This window comes from Clostridium sp. (genome assembly GCF_050717635.1).
GTDB lineage: Bacteria > Bacillota > Clostridia > Clostridiales > Clostridiaceae > Clostridium_AD.
This window is the reverse complement of sequence record NZ_JBOITO010000013.1, coordinates 49641-66322: the sequence shown is the minus strand read 5'-3', so window position 1 is coordinate 66322 and position 16682 is coordinate 49641. Positions and strand designations below refer to the sequence as shown.

At 30.8% G+C, this 16682-nt stretch carries 17 protein-coding genes and 1 riboswitch; all 17 genes read right to left on the bottom strand.

Annotated elements, in window-relative coordinates:
• Window positions 1–11 precede the first annotated feature (11 nt).
• Window positions 12–488: a glycine/sarcosine/betaine reductase complex selenoprotein A gene (grdA, locus tag ACREWB_RS06200; RefSeq protein WP_431546614.1), complete on the bottom strand. Its 477-nt coding sequence runs from the start codon at window positions 486–488 to the stop codon at window positions 12–14.
• A gap of 26 nt (window positions 489–514) precedes the next feature.
• The gene (locus ACREWB_RS06195) at window positions 515–1801 is read right to left on the bottom strand and encodes a glycine/sarcosine/betaine reductase component B subunit (protein WP_431546613.1); all 1287 of its coding nucleotides are present in this window, start codon (window positions 1799–1801) and stop codon (window positions 515–517) included.
• A gap of 12 nt (window positions 1802–1813) precedes the next feature.
• On the bottom strand, window positions 1814–2143 hold the full coding sequence (locus tag ACREWB_RS06190; protein ID WP_431546612.1) for a thioredoxin family protein: 330 nt from the start codon (window positions 2141–2143) through the stop codon (window positions 1814–1816).
• Between the two features lie 117 nt (window positions 2144–2260).
• Entirely contained in the window at window positions 2261–3187 is a 927-nt protein-coding gene (gene trxB, locus ACREWB_RS06185; RefSeq protein ID WP_431546611.1) for a thioredoxin-disulfide reductase, read from the bottom strand.
• 20 nt (window positions 3188–3207) lie between these two features.
• Entirely contained in the window at window positions 3208–3585 is a 378-nt protein-coding gene (locus ACREWB_RS06180) for a GrdX family protein (RefSeq protein ID WP_431546610.1), read from the bottom strand.
• Between the two features lie 181 nt (window positions 3586–3766).
• Window positions 3767–3917, bottom strand: a riboswitch (glycine riboswitch).
• A gap of 175 nt (window positions 3918–4092) precedes the next feature.
• Complete coding sequence (locus ACREWB_RS06175) at window positions 4093–4932, bottom strand: DegV family protein (RefSeq protein ID WP_431546609.1); 840 nt, start codon at window positions 4930–4932, stop codon at window positions 4093–4095.
• Window positions 4933–4988: 56 nt separating this feature from the next.
• Complete coding sequence (locus ACREWB_RS06170) at window positions 4989–5456, bottom strand: tRNA (cytidine(34)-2'-O)-methyltransferase (protein WP_431546608.1); 468 nt, start codon at window positions 5454–5456, stop codon at window positions 4989–4991.
• Between the two features lie 90 nt (window positions 5457–5546).
• A complete protein-coding gene (locus ACREWB_RS06165; RefSeq protein ID WP_431546607.1) occupies window positions 5547–7109 on the bottom strand; it encodes a MutS-related protein in 1563 nt (520 codons plus the stop codon).
• A 133-nt stretch (window positions 7110–7242) separates the two neighbouring features.
• Window positions 7243–7740 (bottom strand): GNAT family N-acetyltransferase, encoded by a 498-nt coding sequence (locus ACREWB_RS06160; protein WP_431546606.1) that lies wholly within the window; start codon window positions 7738–7740, stop codon window positions 7243–7245.
• A 23-nt stretch (window positions 7741–7763) separates the two neighbouring features.
• Entirely contained in the window at window positions 7764–8285 is a 522-nt protein-coding gene (gene dcd / locus ACREWB_RS06155; RefSeq protein WP_431546605.1) for a dCTP deaminase, read from the bottom strand.
• 15 nt (window positions 8286–8300) lie between these two features.
• Window positions 8301–8426 carry a hypothetical protein gene (locus ACREWB_RS06150; RefSeq protein WP_431546604.1) on the bottom strand — a complete coding sequence of 42 codons (126 nt, stop codon included), beginning with the start codon at window positions 8424–8426 and terminating at the stop codon, window positions 8301–8303.
• A gap of 274 nt (window positions 8427–8700) precedes the next feature.
• A complete protein-coding gene (locus tag ACREWB_RS06145) occupies window positions 8701–9528 on the bottom strand; it encodes a Cof-type HAD-IIB family hydrolase (RefSeq protein ID WP_431546603.1) in 828 nt (275 codons plus the stop codon).
• Window positions 9529–9563: 35 nt separating this feature from the next.
• Window positions 9564–11513: a transglutaminase-like domain-containing protein gene (locus ACREWB_RS06140; protein ID WP_431546602.1), complete on the bottom strand. Its 1950-nt coding sequence runs from the start codon at window positions 11511–11513 to the stop codon at window positions 9564–9566.
• Window positions 11514–11927: 414 nt separating this feature from the next.
• Window positions 11928–13034 carry a DUF58 domain-containing protein gene (locus ACREWB_RS06135; RefSeq protein ID WP_431546601.1) on the bottom strand — a complete coding sequence of 369 codons (1107 nt, stop codon included), beginning with the start codon at window positions 13032–13034 and terminating at the stop codon, window positions 11928–11930.
• 76 nt (window positions 13035–13110) lie between these two features.
• Window positions 13111–14052 carry an AAA family ATPase gene (locus ACREWB_RS06130; RefSeq protein WP_431546600.1) on the bottom strand — a complete coding sequence of 314 codons (942 nt, stop codon included), beginning with the start codon at window positions 14050–14052 and terminating at the stop codon, window positions 13111–13113.
• Window positions 14053–14255: 203 nt separating this feature from the next.
• A complete protein-coding gene (locus ACREWB_RS06125; protein WP_431546599.1) occupies window positions 14256–15680 on the bottom strand; it encodes a VanW family protein in 1425 nt (474 codons plus the stop codon).
• Between the two features lie 213 nt (window positions 15681–15893).
• Window positions 15894–16565: a spore cortex-lytic enzyme gene (gene sleB / locus ACREWB_RS06120; protein WP_431547153.1), complete on the bottom strand. Its 672-nt coding sequence runs from the start codon at window positions 16563–16565 to the stop codon at window positions 15894–15896.
• Between the last annotated feature and the right edge of the window lie 117 nt (window positions 16566–16682).

Genomic DNA, 16682 nt, shown 5'->3' with positions numbered 1-16682 from the left:
AAATTTATGAATTAAACACTATATTTAGAAAATTCCTCTCTAATTGGTTTTACTTCTCCAATTATTTCATCTATTTCTAAAACCATTTCCATCATTCCACATTGCTCATCGTAAATCGTCGCATCGCATAAATCTTTTATTTCTGGTTCAACTATGTGATACACTGCAAGTCCTAATGCAATTCCAGCTAGTGGTCCAGCATATGTTGGGTCCCCTGCAGCAACCGTTTCTGCTGAAAGTCCTGATGCTTCTGCTTCAGCTCCACCAATAACTACTACCATATTTTCCGCACCGAATTTCTCGGTAAGGTCTTTTACTCTTTGTTGGATCTCCAGATCCATAGCTCCCGCAGCTGTTCAGACAAAGCATTCTGTTGATGCAAACACTACCTCTGCTCCAGCAGATTTCACACAAGCTTCTATTGCAGGTCCTGGTATTCCATCTCTATCTCCAATAACTATAACTTTTTTTCCTTCTAACATTTTCATCTTCCTCTCATTTTCATATTTTATTTTTAGTATGCTTTTGCTGTTAAATTGTTAAATCCTACTTCACTAGTTGCACCTGTAATAACTTGAATTTCAGCATATATAGAGCCATCTGCTCCCAAACTTCCCATATGTCCACCAGCTATTATATCAGCGTATTCTATATGTCCAATGATTTTCTTCATTGGTTTTAGAGTAATTACTTCATTAGCATTTCCATTAGTTACAACTGCATCACCATGTGATGTTGAGTCAGCAAGTGACTGAGAACTTCCATCTTGACCTGCATATTCATCAGTTAAAAGTATAGTTTTAACTCCTTTTGCAGTTATCTTATTACAATTCATAACAAGGTCAGCATCTGGATTACCAAACCCTTCTTCTGAAATTATTGCAGCATCTGCTCCCATGAATTCAACTAATTTTGCAACCATATTTGAAGATCTTTCTTTATCTGCTAAGTATACATTCTCATTTGTTATGATACATCCTAAAAAGTTAAAATCCACTCCATGTCTTGCATATAAATCTTCAATTATTGGATGATTCATATGTACATAACTTGGATTTTTATCACAAGCTGAAACACAGTTACCACTTACTACTGCACCATCAAATATCTCTGTTGGATACATAAAAGTAGGTATTATCTTCTTAGCATCTACTCCGTAAACATAAGTATCATGTAGTAGTCCTTGTGTTTGAAGCATGTATACATATACTACTTTTGGTAATTCAGGGTACTTTTTAACCTGCTCCAGTATTGGTAATGTTTCAAACGTTTTCACTTCATCGGGCTCAATATTTTTTCCAGCCAGCCCAAGATAAGTAGCAGCTTTAAATCCTACCATTCTTACAACTTCTTCATGATCATGTTGTAAAGTCCCCTCTTTTGGCTCACAAGTAATTACCAAGTTATTTAATTTTGAGAAAGGTGTGTATTTAGCTCCTTCTCCACACATATCAATTATTCCTTCTTGGAATCCAACGATTTTACCAGTGGTTACAACAGCTGCACCTTTAAGTACATGAGTTCTTCCTGAACCTACTGTATCAACTTTGCTAATAAACCCTGGAAATATTCCACCACTACCACTAACTTTAACTCTTGGTTCTATTACATCTTTTACTGGAATTATCCTCACTTCTTCACCAGGTCTTGCTATATCAAAACTAATGCTTTGAAGCCTTTCGTCCCCAGATATTTCTTTTAATAACTCCTCTTGATTTACATAAAGAACTCCACCCTTAACCTTTGTTTCTGGTCCAAACTGAATATCTTTAATAAATATGTTTCCAATTTCTAGACGCAAAACATTCACCTCCTATAATTTATTGTAGTAATCTTTTATAAAAGTCTCCACATCATCTAATGAAGATATTTTATCTGGTGTTATTGTAGCAGCTTTTTCTCCACCCTTATATAAAATCATTGTTGGAAGGCCTAGTACTCTTTGGCCTATAGCTGTCCTTCTAGCTCCGCCAATATTTAAAGAAGCGAATTTAATTTTATCAGAGTATTTTTCTTCTAAGGCATGCACTCCTGGCATAAGTTCTACACAAATTTCACATTTATCGCCCCAAAAATCAACGAATACTGGCTTTTCTGATTGTAATACTTCCGCTTCAAAATTATCTTTATTTAATTCTAACATTACTAATTACCTCCTGTTTTTTTCATTCTGTACATAAAGATTATTAATCTTTATGCCTCCTGAAATCTTATTTATTGGATATATATTACATAAAACAATTATATGTTTTAATATAATCTAGTTAAATTTATCTTCAATGTAGTGTTCTGCATGGGTTGCTGCAATTGCCCCATCTGCCGTTGCCGTAATTACTTGTCTTAGTAATTTTTCTCTTATGTCTCCTGCTGCATATACACCTTCTATATTAGTTCTCATTTCTTCATCAGTAATAACGTCACCTCTGTCATTCATAGTAATTTTCCCTTTAAATAATTCCGAAATCGGAAGATATCCTACGAATACAAAACAACCATCTACTTTTAAATCACTAAGTGCTCCTGTTTTAACATTTTTAATAACTAATCCTTCTAAAATTTCTTCGCCTACAGCTTCCTGCGCTACTGAATCCCAAATAAACTTAATTTTAGGGTTTTTGAAAGCTTTTTCTTGAAGTGACTTAGTAGCCCTAAGCTCATCTCTTCTGTGTATTACTGTAACAGTTTCACCAAACTTGGCTAAATATATAGCTTCAGACAGTGCTGAATCTCCGCCTCCTAGTACTGCAATGTCTAAATCTGTAAAGAAGTCAGCATCACAAGTTGCACAATAAGAAACACCTTTTCCTCTTAGCTCTAATTCATTTTTAAATCCACCAAGTCTTGGATAAGCTCCTGTAGCTATTATAATAGTTTTAGCACTATAATTTGCTTTTTTACATTTTATCACTTTAATGTCACCTTCAAGTTGAACATCAATAACTTCTTCTTTTACAAATTGTGTTCCAAATTCTTCTGCTTGTTCCTTCATTCTTTTGCTTAATGATGCTCCTGTACAATTTTCAATAGAACCTGGGTAATTATCTAGTTCATCTGTTGTAGTCACTTGACCACCATACTTTGCTCTTTCTATTATTAAAGTGTCCATTCTTGATCTCGATGCATAAAGTCCAGCAGATAATCCAGCAGGACCTCCACCTATAATTATAGTATCGTAAATATGTTCCATAATAAAGCCTCCTCATTCCCTTAATTTAACGCATGATATATTAAATCATAATCTATAAGTTGAAAATCTTGTAATATTCTTTCATTCCACTCTGGCGTTTTAAAATCATTTAAAAATTTTTCTGTGCTCATAATACTTTCCTCTATTATAGTTAACGATTGCAGATCTACTTCACACAATTTCTCTTTAGAAATACAAATTGTTCTATAGGGTGTTTCATTAGGCTTTACACTACTCATTAAAGGGTGCGTTAATAATTTATGCCCTTCATGAATATTATTCCTAACATTTTTTAAAATATCCATCATTGTCCCTTCAATAAATATCATCTTATATTTATTTTTAAATTGTTCTTTTGACATTGGATTATTGGTTACAATAATTAGTGGTTCTATCAATTCATTCCCTCCTTATCACTATTTATGAGAATAAGAACTAATGATTGTTATGCTCATGTAAATATAGCCTATATTTTTATTGCACCAAAAAAGACAGGTATAAAAGCCCCATGTGCCTTTATACTCTGTCTTTTTTACCTGAGAGGTTTACTCCGTCGGTGCTATTCGCTTTCCAGAGGTATGTCCATTTTTGGTACTTGTGCCTGAGAGATTCATGTTGCATGGGCTGCAAAACTTACTCCTACGGCTATCTTAAAATAGTTAGATCTTTATATTTTACGCTTATAAAGGTTCAACATTGTTTTTTTAAGATTATCTCCCTAAAATATCATCCATTTGTATATTTAATTTTATTTTTAACAATCATATATCTACATTATATACTACTTTTTTAACTTCAACCATACATTTCGAAATATTATCTATTTATTTATCATTTATGTAGATCTTTTTTAAAAAGTAAAACTCTAATAATTGCATTTTGTATAATAATTTTTTTAACAAACCTTAATAATCTTCTACATAAAATATACCACAGGCACCTTCACCAGCGTGTGTTCCTACAACACATCCAACCTCGCACTCTATAAAATCTATTTCCCGATCATTCATATGTAATCTTAAGCTCTCTAGAATATTCTTATCACTAGCTCTAAGCAAAATACTTGTTTCTCTGCTTTTGATTCCAGTTTTATCTAAATTCTTTAAAATGGTTTTTATTGCTTTTTTACTCCCACGAACTTTATCTATTACAGCCATTTCGCCATCTTTTATAGTTAGAATTAATTTTATCCCAAGTAATCCTCCTATAGCTCCAGCAGTTTTAGAAAGTCTACCACCTTTAACTAAATTATCTAATGAGTCAAACGCAAGGGCACTTTTTACATGGGGTACAGCTTCTTTTATTTTTTCTTCTATTTGAAATATATTATACCCTTCTTCATTTAATTTGCAAGCTTTTAAAACTAATATTCCAAGACCTGAAGTAACATTTAAACTATCAATTACCACAATATCTTCTGTCTCTAAAATGTCTTTAGCCATACAGGCTGAATGATACGTTCCACTCATTTTTGAAGACAAGTGAATGGAAACTATCTTATATCCTTCATCTATATATTTTTTATAACACTCCTGGAACCTATGTGGGATTACCTGAGTTGTAGTGGGAAACTCGTCAGAATTCTTCATTTTATTTAAATATTCTTGAAGATCAATATCCTCCCCATCCCTATAAGTTACATCCTCTATCTTTACAAGTAACGGTAAAACTTCTATATTATACATATCGATAACACCTTTATTCAAATCACAGGTGCTATCTGTTATTATTTTAATCTTTTGCATTTAACTCCTCCTTAATTGCTTGTGGGGGATAAAATAATTATTATATTTTAAATTACTTATTTCATTGCGGGAAACCCTATCTGCCTAAGAGCTTCATATGTCATAATAGCCACTGTATTAGAAAGATTAAGCGATCTTGTTGAGCTACTTATCATAGGCACTCTTATGCATCTTTCAGGGTCACTATCCCGAACACTGTCTGGAAGCCCTGAGGACTCTCTCCCAAAGATTATAAAATCTCCACTTTTAAACTCTGCATCCGAATAAAATTTCGAACCTTTTGTTGTAGAATAGTAGAATGTAGAGTCCTTATATTTTTCTCTAAGTGCTTCATAAGACTCATGTATTTCTAAATCTAAATAAGGCCAGTAGTCGAGTCCCGCTCTTTTAACCTGTTTATCTTCTAAACTAAATCCTAATGGTTTTATAAGATGAAGCTTACAATCAGTAAGCACGCAAGTTCTTCCTATGTTTCCAGTATTTTGTGGAATTTCTGGTTGAAATAAAACTATATTTAAATTCACAATCTTCCTCCTCAACTTCTTTCAAGTCCCTAAAGCTATATTACCCTATTTACATTAAATAATAAAGATATACCAAATTAATATAAAAAACTACATTACCTTTTCTATTATCTCAGCCCTCTTATATGCCTTTGCTACTATTTCTTTTGGATAACTCATGTATTCTAAAAGTTTAATAGCATTTCTTGTTTGAGATACACCTTTTTTAATTTTATAATCAAAGCACAACCCTTTACTTTTATTAACATTTTCACTAAAGTAATAAAATTTAAAGTTTTCTTTTAAAATTTGCACTAATTCTCTATCATGAGTGGCTACAATTGAAATGGTTTTCCCATTGTTTATATATTTTAATATTTCTGCTGACATAGAAATTCGCTCTATTGGGTTTGTCCCCCTAAAGATTTCATCTATAGGACAGAATAGTGGCACATCCTTTTCTAAAGCTTTAATTATCCGAAGAATTGCTTCTACCTCAGCCATAAAGAAACTCTTCCCTTTTGTTACATCATCGCTGGGGCTAATTGATGAAACTATGTTAAAGAAAGGTGCATGATAATCTTTAGCTAAAACAAAATAAAAACTTTGGGCTAAAATTATATTCACCCCAAGCATTCTTAAAAAAGTAGACTTTCCAGCCATGTTTGTGCCTGTAAGTACAATACCTCCATTTTCTATGTTAATAGAGTTACTAACAGCATTCTCTATAAGAGGATGTACTCCTTCCACTATATCTAAAGTAATATCCTTTATAAACTTAGGTTTTACAAATTGCTCCCCTAGATTATGCTTATACCCCGAAATAGAGATTAATGCTTCTAATTCTCCAACCGTATAATAAAGATCCATCAATACTTCTTTTTGCTCTTTTATTTTATTAGATATAGAATAATATGCACTTTCTTCCAACAGAAAAATTACAGAAACAGATTCAAAAAACCCTCCCCACATATTTACAAACCCTATTAATCTAGTACCTCTGTCTATATCTTTTATAGACTTAAGTATTCCTTTTATCTTGTCAGTATAATAGATAATATCTTTATTATCTATACTTGCAATTTTTTTAGCAGCCACAATATTCTTCCTCAAATAAAATATTCCATTAGATTTAATGGACCTTACTTCACTATTGTTTATAAGCATATTAATAGATGCCATACCAACTAGCGCTATCATATATTTTGTATTTACAAATATTGAAAGTAGAATCAATATCATTGGTACTAATTTACCTAGAACAGTGTATATATAATGTTTAGCTTTATTTATAATAAGATGGTTCTCTATCATGTCAAGAAAAGAATTTTTAAAATCATTATTTAAGTTAAAAAAAATACATTGAAGACTTTCCCTTAACTTACCATCTTTTTCAAATAAATCAATTAACCCCCCTCTTATTTTTAACTTTTTCTCCTCCATTAAAGGGTTTCTCAGAATTGAATATAGTGCTGCTTCTCCCGGACTGCTATAAGCTCTATCTAATTTTTCATACACCTTATCCATATCTAAATCGCTCCAAGTTTGATCATCTAAAGTAAAGTCATTTTTTTCTCTCAGAGTAAAAAGTTTTTTAATCTTCACAAAATCTCTTTTCTTATCCAAATCTTTGTGATACTCACTTCTTATTGAATTTAAAACCATTTGCTTCATTTAAATATACTCCCTCATACCATATTTTGAAATTCAATCATAAAAATTGCCCCACTATAATTTAATAATGGGACTTTATAATATTTCTCTTTATATTAATTATATACTATAGTGAAATAAAATACTCACTTATTCATGATTTAAAGTATTCGCTTTTTATCATAGAGTATATGACTTGATCCAAATACCCTCGTTCAGATTTATAGTTCTGCCTTAGTACTCCATCACAATACATTCCCATTCTTTCATAAAGTTTAATTCCTATGACATTATCCGGATATACATCCAACCAAAAGCGGTTACTCTTTAGTTCTTCAAATGCATATTTTAATAATGCAGCAAGCGCTTCCTTTCCATATCCTATTCCCTTATGAGAAATAGCAATTCTTCGAAGTTCAAAGATTTCAGATTTAAAATCTAATCTTATAAGTGCAAATCCAATAATTAAATTATCATATTTTTGTTTGAAGACAAAAAGTAAGTGATTTTTATCGTAAATTTCAGCTTTATGTTCCTCAAATGTACCACTCCATACGAAATCCTGATTATCCTTATGGCTTTCCAACTTAATAATATTTTCAATATCCTCTTCTATTGCATCTAATATATATAGACGCTTCGTTTCTATCATAGATATATCCCCTCATTTCATGCTTACTTATCGAAATCCTTATATAATAAACTCGGTTGAATTCCCTTGTTATTCTGGTATTTACCACTTGTATATTTATCATAATCACCCTTTATACAATGATAGTATATTTGGCATATCTCAACATCAGCATATATTCTTATAGGTTGAATACAATGAATTTCTAATGTCCAGTATCCACGAAATCCAACATCTCCAAAGCCAGCTGTCACATGTACAAATAGACCAAGTCTTCCTACTGAAGATCTCCCCTCAAGCATCGGAACAAAATTATCCGTTTCTGTATATTCTATAGTCCTACCGAGATAAAGTTTATTAGGCTCTAAAACTATCCCCTCAGGTGGTATAACTAGAGTTTTACACATATTCTCTTTTTTCATATCCAAAGTTAAATCCTCATATACAAGAAGTTCATTATACAATCTTAGGTTATAGCTATTAGGGTTTAATTGATTTTCATTAAATGGTTGTATTTTAATCTCTTCTCCCAGCTTACTCCTAATCTGTTTTCCAGATAATATCATATGTTCATCTCTCCTTTAGGAATTTTTATTGATATATATTCTTAAAGCTTTAATAAATAAAAGTGTTGTGTATATTCCGAGCCCTATCATTCCTAACAAAAACAGTACATAAATCATGCCCAAAGAAGCCAATCCAGCCATTTTTTACCCCCCTTTATTTGTATTTAATATTCTACGATTCTACTAAAAGCAGTTTATATTTATATTAATAATAAATTATATTTTTTTTAGATGATGCTAACAAAAATAAATTCCCTTCGTATTTTCAAAAAATCTTTTCTCATCTCATTGTAGAGATATTACAGTGTATTACATTTCTCAGCAGTGGCTTGCAATGCGAAGCGAAGGGACTATTAGAATTTCTTAATGGAATTTCTAGTCCCGAGCTCGCATTGCAAAGCACATAGGAGAAATTTTATACCCCCACCACGAATTTCTCTATAGCTTTTGCTACTCCATCACAGTTATTATCATCAGTAATATAACTTGCAGCCGCTTTCACATCATCGTCACCATTTGCCATAGCCACTCCCAGTCCTGCAAATTTAATCATCGATAAATCATTTTCACTGTCTCCTATGCAAATAACCTGTTCTCTTGTTATTCCATAATAATCTGCTAGAATTTTAACAGCACTACCCTTTGATACCCCTTTATTCATCACTTCAAAATTATCAAAACGAGAACTTACAACCTCAAAGTCCCCCATATCTCTTAAAATACTTTTTGCTTTTTGTATTTTATCTACATCAGAATTTACTGCTATACCCTTGAAAATCTCTTTTTCATATTTCTGGAATACTACATTCCAGTCTTTCACTAATTCTATTTTTACTTGTTTATCCATTGGAAGTGTTTTATTAACTTCCTCATAAAACTTCGAAGAATATATTAACTTTTCAGTAAAAACTGTATCTTTGGTATAATAATGTGGATATATATCATATCGTCTAAATACAGCTAGGAGTTTTTTACACTTTTCAGCCCCTAGTATTGCCTTATAAACCACTTCATCTCTATCTTTTTCCCTAATATAGGCACCGTTTGATGCTATTACTGGTGACTTAACTCCCAAAAGCTCTGAAAAAAAATCTGCTGATGTAAAAATTCTCCCTGTACATACTGCAATTCGTACTCCCTTTTCATAAGCTAATCTTATAGCTCTAAGATTCCTTTCGCTAATATTTTTTTTATCGTTAAGTAGCGTACCATCCATATCTATACATATCAATTTATAATCCATAGTTTTTCCCTTCCTTCTTTAGTTTTTTCATAGATTTATCCTAAGTACTTATTTAATAAATATTTAATTTTACCCTCATAGTCTTTTAAGTATTCCTCCAAAAAGTCATAGTATTCTTTATTATTTAGTCTCGTCGCTGAATGTTTACCATAGAATTCACCGTAAGAACCCCTAACTAAAACTAACATCTTTTCTTTAAGCTGCGAATCTACTATCCCTTCCGCAAACTCTAAATCACCTTGAAATTCTGGCTTAACAATTAGTATTACAGCTAACCTATCCAAATAATAATTATATAGTGGTGTCACTAGTTTGTACTTAAATAAATTATTTCGTCTTTTCCATACTTTTATAATTTTCATTAGAATAAATAATATAATTGTAGTTAATACAAATAATATCCTAAATTGATTGTCCGATATAACTATCGACTTGTTTTCTCCTTTTCCTGAATCCATACCACCTATTTTATTTTGCCTGTTACGAATAGATGTTATATCCTCTTCGCTATCTGCATCACTTATCTGCTTCTCCTTAAGTTCTTTTTCTTTTATTTGTATATCTTCTGAGGCCGTAGGTGATGCATCTGCTATTGTCCATATATTTGAACTTGAATTTCCTACTTCTCCAAGTAATACTTCACCCCAAGCATGAGCATCCGAACTTGAAACATTATATAATCCACTATCATCCTTTTTACTAGGAGTTTTAAATCCCTCTACATATCTTGCAGGAACCCCAGAAATCCTACACATCACAGTCATTGCTGTATTAAAATAAGTACAGTATCCTTTTTTCTCCACGAATAAAAAATAATCAATAAACTCACTACCCTCTGGTATCACTGAAACTTGTAAATCATAAGAATAGTTTTCTGTTAAATATTTTTTAATTTCAAGTACTTTTTCTATACTAGTATTACAATCTTTTGTGATGTCATAGACTAGATTATAAGTCCTTTTAGAAATATTTTCTGGCACCTGAAGATATTTACCATAGTTTTGTACTACTTTAAAATCATCACTGTTTCTATATGAAAATCTATCTTCAAGTGATGATTTTTTAATAATAACTGTATTTATATCCTTCTGTATTGGTTTCAAAAAATATCCCATAAGTGAACCATTTTGATTGCCTGATAAATCATTTCTCTCTGAAATTCGTTTTATGGTGTCTCCTACATGTTCAATAGTATCCATTAATCCATTATCTTTATAAAATCCTACATTGTACTCCTCTTGAATTACTTTTTTGCTTAGAACTATAGGTGATTTATCATAAAGCAAGATTCCCTCCACACCACTTACATTAACTGCATAGTTAGGTACAAACACTGTATTTGTTTTAAACTTTTTATCTGGATATATAGTTAACGAATTAATCATTTCCGTCATCCCAATGGTGAATCCGTCTCTATATACATATTTCATATTCACACCACTTGTTATTTCATAAAAATTCTCATTAGTTTTCGTCCACTTATTTCCATCATAGAAATCCACAACATTACCTTTTAAATAATATGGTTTATCACTTTTAACCTTAAAAACTTCTTGGTAGTTTAATAAGATAGGTCCCCCTAATCTTTTATCATTGCCACTATACCCAGATGTAGATAAACTAAATCTATCTTTATTTGATCCATAGGTTTCGGATGTTTTAGAAGCAAATTCGTTTTTAAAATAGTTATCAAAGTTATTGAATTCCTTACCTTTATATTCTTGTGGTAACATAGTAGCTATTTTAGAGATTACTATTGCTATTAGAACCCCGTAAATTATAATGTAACTGTATTTTTTATCATGGGAGACATTTACTCCAGCATCCTTATACTTCTGTATACTTTTAATGTAGCTTATAATAATATAAGTAAGCGAAGATATAAAAATATATATGAACAAATACTCTTTAACAACAACATATGACCTTGAAAACCATAATCCAATAACTACTGCAAGAGATACTATCAAAATAAAATTCTTCATAAATTTAAAAGTTATCCATAAAATCAAAGCAGTAATTATAGGAATTCCTAAGATTAGTAGGATCCTATACTGATAAAAATATGTAGTGGCTCCCTCGTATATAAGGTCATTTAAAATTAGGATATTATCAAAAAAATTTATACTTAATAATTTCTCTAAAATCTCAATGTGTTTAAGATAATAGGCAGTACCCATACTAATAATAAGCAGTGCAAATAAAAATTTATACATTGTTTTTTTAGTCAAGCCATTGATAAAAAAGTAAATTAAAATTCCTATTATAAATAATAAGCTTGTAATTTCATAATTGAAATCATTAATATGAATACCCTTTTGTAAAAGCCTTAGAATAAGGTTAAAGTTTATAAAAATAATAATTAGGTATATGAGTTTTTCCTTCATCCACATCATTTTTCACCTTTTCTCTATGATTTCCTTAAAATTAATACATACAATCCCCATGTTTTTAAGAATATCTATATTTCTAACGAAATTTGCGTTTCTAAATCCATTCAAGATATTACCGTAATAAAATATATTAATTTTGTACCCTGTCTCTTTTAAATTCACAATCAAATTTCTTAGGTTATCATCAATAGCTATACTTACTATTATTATTGAATTCCCACTAGGTACATGTTGTAAACTGGATTTTATAAAGCTAGCAAACTCGAATGTTCCATCACTTTTACATTTTAATAAGTACTCCATGAATCCTAGAAAATCTTCTTCAGACTCCATTTTTATATTTTTTTGATGCTTTGAATGTATTAAAATCTTAGTTTTAATTCTATTAATCGTCATATATTTTGCTAGTGATGCGGAGAAGTCAACCATATTTTCCTCAATAACGCCGCTAGAATCATTGTGCAAATTATCTCTATGCATATTTATAAATATTTTGCATTTTTCCCCTGAAACCATATCAAAATTTTTAACATACAGTTCCCCATGCTTTGCACTTAATTTCCAGTGTACACTCTTAAGATTATCTCCTGTATTATATTTTCTAATGCTTTTAATAAATGTGAAATCATCAATTCCACTTTTGCTACTAACAATATTTCCATAATCATCTTGCCCTCTTCTTAAGTCAGAATTACACAAAGAATATACCTTAGGATATACAATGATATTGTGTTTATTACGTATATTTTTCACCAATCTTAAAATACAAAATAAGTCATTTGTATTAATAGATATATTCTCAAAATTATAAATCCCCCTTTTGGTAAAAGTAATCTCATTATTAATCCATTTTCTACCCTTCCCACCTAAAAAAAATAAGTCACCATGGTACCCCTCTATAAATTCCCCTAATATTTTACTTTCTACATAAACATAAGGCGCGGGTAATATCATTGAATTCGCTACTACTATCTTAATATTAGTCCTATCAAAAACATTAAAAACCACTCTGTCATATTCGAACCTAGCATGCAAACTCTTCTTAACTATAATTATGTAAATTATTGCAAGGGCTATGGTAACAGAGAACACATAAAATATTGAATATGGCAAATTACCTCCTGAAATATAAGCAAAAACGAAAGCAACTATACATAAAAAAAGCATCTTTTTATTTATCACAACCATACTATCTCACCTTGGGAACTTGAATTGTTTTTAATATATCCAAAATAATTTGCTGCTCAGTATAATTATTAGCCCTAGCAGATGAGGTTAAGGTAATTCTATGACTTAACACAATAATTACATTCTCCCGTACATCCTCAGGTATAATATAGTCCCTTCCATTTATAAGCGCCGTTGCTTGAGCAACGCGTTGCAATGCTAGAGATGCTCTTATGCTTCCACCTAGGAGTATAAAAGTATTATCTCTCGTTGCATTAACTATTTTAACTATATACTGATTTAATTCTTTTTCCACATGTACCAATCTAACTTTCTTCTGTAAATATATAATATCTTCACCTGTAGCCACTGCCTCTAATTCTTCAATAGGATTATTTTCCCTATATAAATCTAATATATCCACTTCAGCCTCTGCTCTTGGATACCCTATTCTAACTTTAATCATAAATCTATCTAATTGTGCCTCAGGTAATGAAAAAGTACCTTCATATTCTATAGGATTTTCCGTTGCTAAAACTAAAAAAGGTTCTTTTAGTTTATATGTAATTCCACCTTCTGTAATTTGTTTTTCTTCCATTGCCTCAAGTAATGCAGACTGTGTTTTAGGTGATGTTCTATTTATCTCATCCGCAAGTACTATGTTAGAAAAAATCGGTCCTTTTTTAAATTCAAATTCAGATGTTTTTTGACTGTATATAGAAACACCTAAAATATCTGAGGGCAGAAGGTCGGGCGTAAATTGAATTCTATTATTGGATAAATTTAATGACTTTGATAGTGCTTTTATAAGTGTGGTCTTTCCTACACCTGGGACATCTTCAATTAATATATGACCATTAGCTAGGATTCCTTTTAATATATTATATATTTGAGACTTCTTTCCTAATATTACTTTTTCTATGTTAATTGCAATTTTATCTATTAATTCCACTTCTTTTGTCATAATATCCACTCCTTTACAATGCCTCAGAGCATAAACACTCTATTTTCTGGTATTTACATAATATCATATTTTTGATTTTTTATCCATTAATTCAATTATTAGCTTGCATATTATATTCTATGATAACCAAGATAAAATAAGCGAATATAATAAAAAACATAACGTTAATTAAAACGTTATGTTTTTTATTATATTGTTAAAAATTAAGGTGCTGGTGTTACTGGCGGTACTACAACTGGTGGTTCAGTCACAGGAGGCACTACCACTGGCGGTGTTACAACTGGTTTCTTCTTAGTGCCCACCTTTATGACTCCATTAATAACTCTGTAGGTATCATTATTTATAACCTGTGTATCAATTAATTTACCATTTTCATAAACTTTTCTTGTGACCCTAACTTTGTATCCAGGATAACCCTGTTTAATAATTTCTTTTTCACCCTCATACTTAGTTGGATCTTTTACTGTTTCTGTTTTTGGTTGAGTTGTTTGCAAAGTATCAGTTGAAATACTATATGTTCTTTCAGTTAATTTAGAATTAGAATAAATATTAAATGAAACCTTTTTGTTTGATGTGTAACCTTCAATAAATATTGGATACTTTAACGTATTCTTAAATTTATAATCAAGATTGCCATAATCAACTGTAGCATCTTGTCCTTTTGGGACATAATGTGAAGGAAATGTATGATGAACTCTTTCTACAGACATAAGTTCAGTTTCAAGAATTGCATTGTATAGAGTAGAAGAAGTCTGGCATATTCCACCACCAAGTCCTTGTTCTAGTTTATCTCCTATAATGATTCCTGCAGCTTGGTATCCACTTTTTGCTGTTCTTTGTCCCACAACCCCATTAAAACTAAATACATCTCCAGGCATTAATAAAGTCCCATTTATACTTTTAGTTGATAAATTTATATTTGTTGATCTACCTGCTGCTGATGTTGAAAAGCTTGTAGTATAGCTTGATATTTTTTTATCTATTGTTTTTAAAGTAGCAGTTGAAACTTTAGGCGCAATTTCATCTACAGGAGCATCAATGCTTATAATGTCTTCTGAAAGAACTCCATTAATTTTGCTTTTGATTTCACTTTTTAATTTATCTACATCTAACTTCTTCCCAATAACATCCTTTGTAACATTAAATTCCCCACTAGACCTAGTTATAGTTGCACTTACAGCCTCTTTATTTGTATCTTTAGCCATTTCTGCTAACATTTCACCAACAATTTTATCATTATATTCAAATTTTAGTTTTATTTTCGTTTCAACTGGATTTTTTATAGCTTTATATCTTTGATACATATTCATATCACTTCCATAAGTAACAGCTTGTTCTATAGCTTCATCAATATTGTACTTTGCATCTAGCATTGAATAGTCCAAGGTATATTTTTTTCCATGGGTTACTATGTCTATTTTTTTCTTAATCATTTGGCTAGAGTACTTGTCCTCAATTATCTTTTGGGCCTCAATCTTAGTTTTACCTGTTAAATTTTCATTTTCTATTTTAACTGTAGGTAAAATTAAAGAATCCCATTTTTTAACTTTAGCATAAGAATAAGTAGTAAATATTGCTGTACTTAATAAAAATAAAACTCCTAATATTATAATTGCTTTTTTTCTCATATAAATCTCCTTTTCCACTTTTAAATATTATACTATAAACAAACTTTTTTTCCTATATACTTTTACTTTATCATTTTGAACATTGATACTATTTTATCACAGTTTATCATTATTAGGAATAACTTATATGAATTTATTGTTAAATAAAATAACTACTCAGTTATTTATATTATTCAATAAAAATAACTGAGTAGCTCTAACTGTTAATATAAATCAGCTACAAAATCTATGCTTACCAATTACTTTTATAAGTGTCTTTGACCATATCCACTTATTAGTAGCTGTTGCAGGATTAAAATAAAATACAGCACCTGAAGAAGGGTCCCATCCATTTATCGCATCTCTAGCAGCCTTTAATGAGTTAGGTTGCATTTCCGAATTTATTTGCCCATCTACTATAGCTGTGAATGCGCCTGGTTGGTAGATTACTCCAGCTATTGTAGATGGAAATCTTGCATCCCTTGTTCTATTTAAAATTACTGCTCCAACGGCAACTTGACCTTCATAGGGTTCTCCTCTAGCCTCACCATTTATGAGGAGTGCCAATAAATTCACATCTTTACTATTCGTTACGTTTTGGCTAGAAGCCGTTCCAGTAGAAGTTGATGTTACCGCTGAAATACCCAAAGCTGAAAGTGTTTGTTTTCCTGCAATTCCATCTACCTTTAATCCATTATTTCTTTGAAAATACTTAACGGAAAGATAAGTATTATATCCATATATTCCATCCACAGCATCCTTATGATATCCCCATTCTTTTAATTTAGTCTGGATTTCTTTAACCTGTTCACCACGCGCACCATATTTATAGACCTGAGCCATAGCTTTCATACTAGAAATATTAAAATATATTTCACTTGAAAAGTATGCAATTAAAATTATCATAACTACAGCGCTGCATCTTTTGAGTAAATGCTTTTTATTCTTCAAATGTATTCCTCCTCAAAAAAATATATATCTTTCACTAACAGTATTAGTTTGTTCTAGTTTACAAAAAAAATA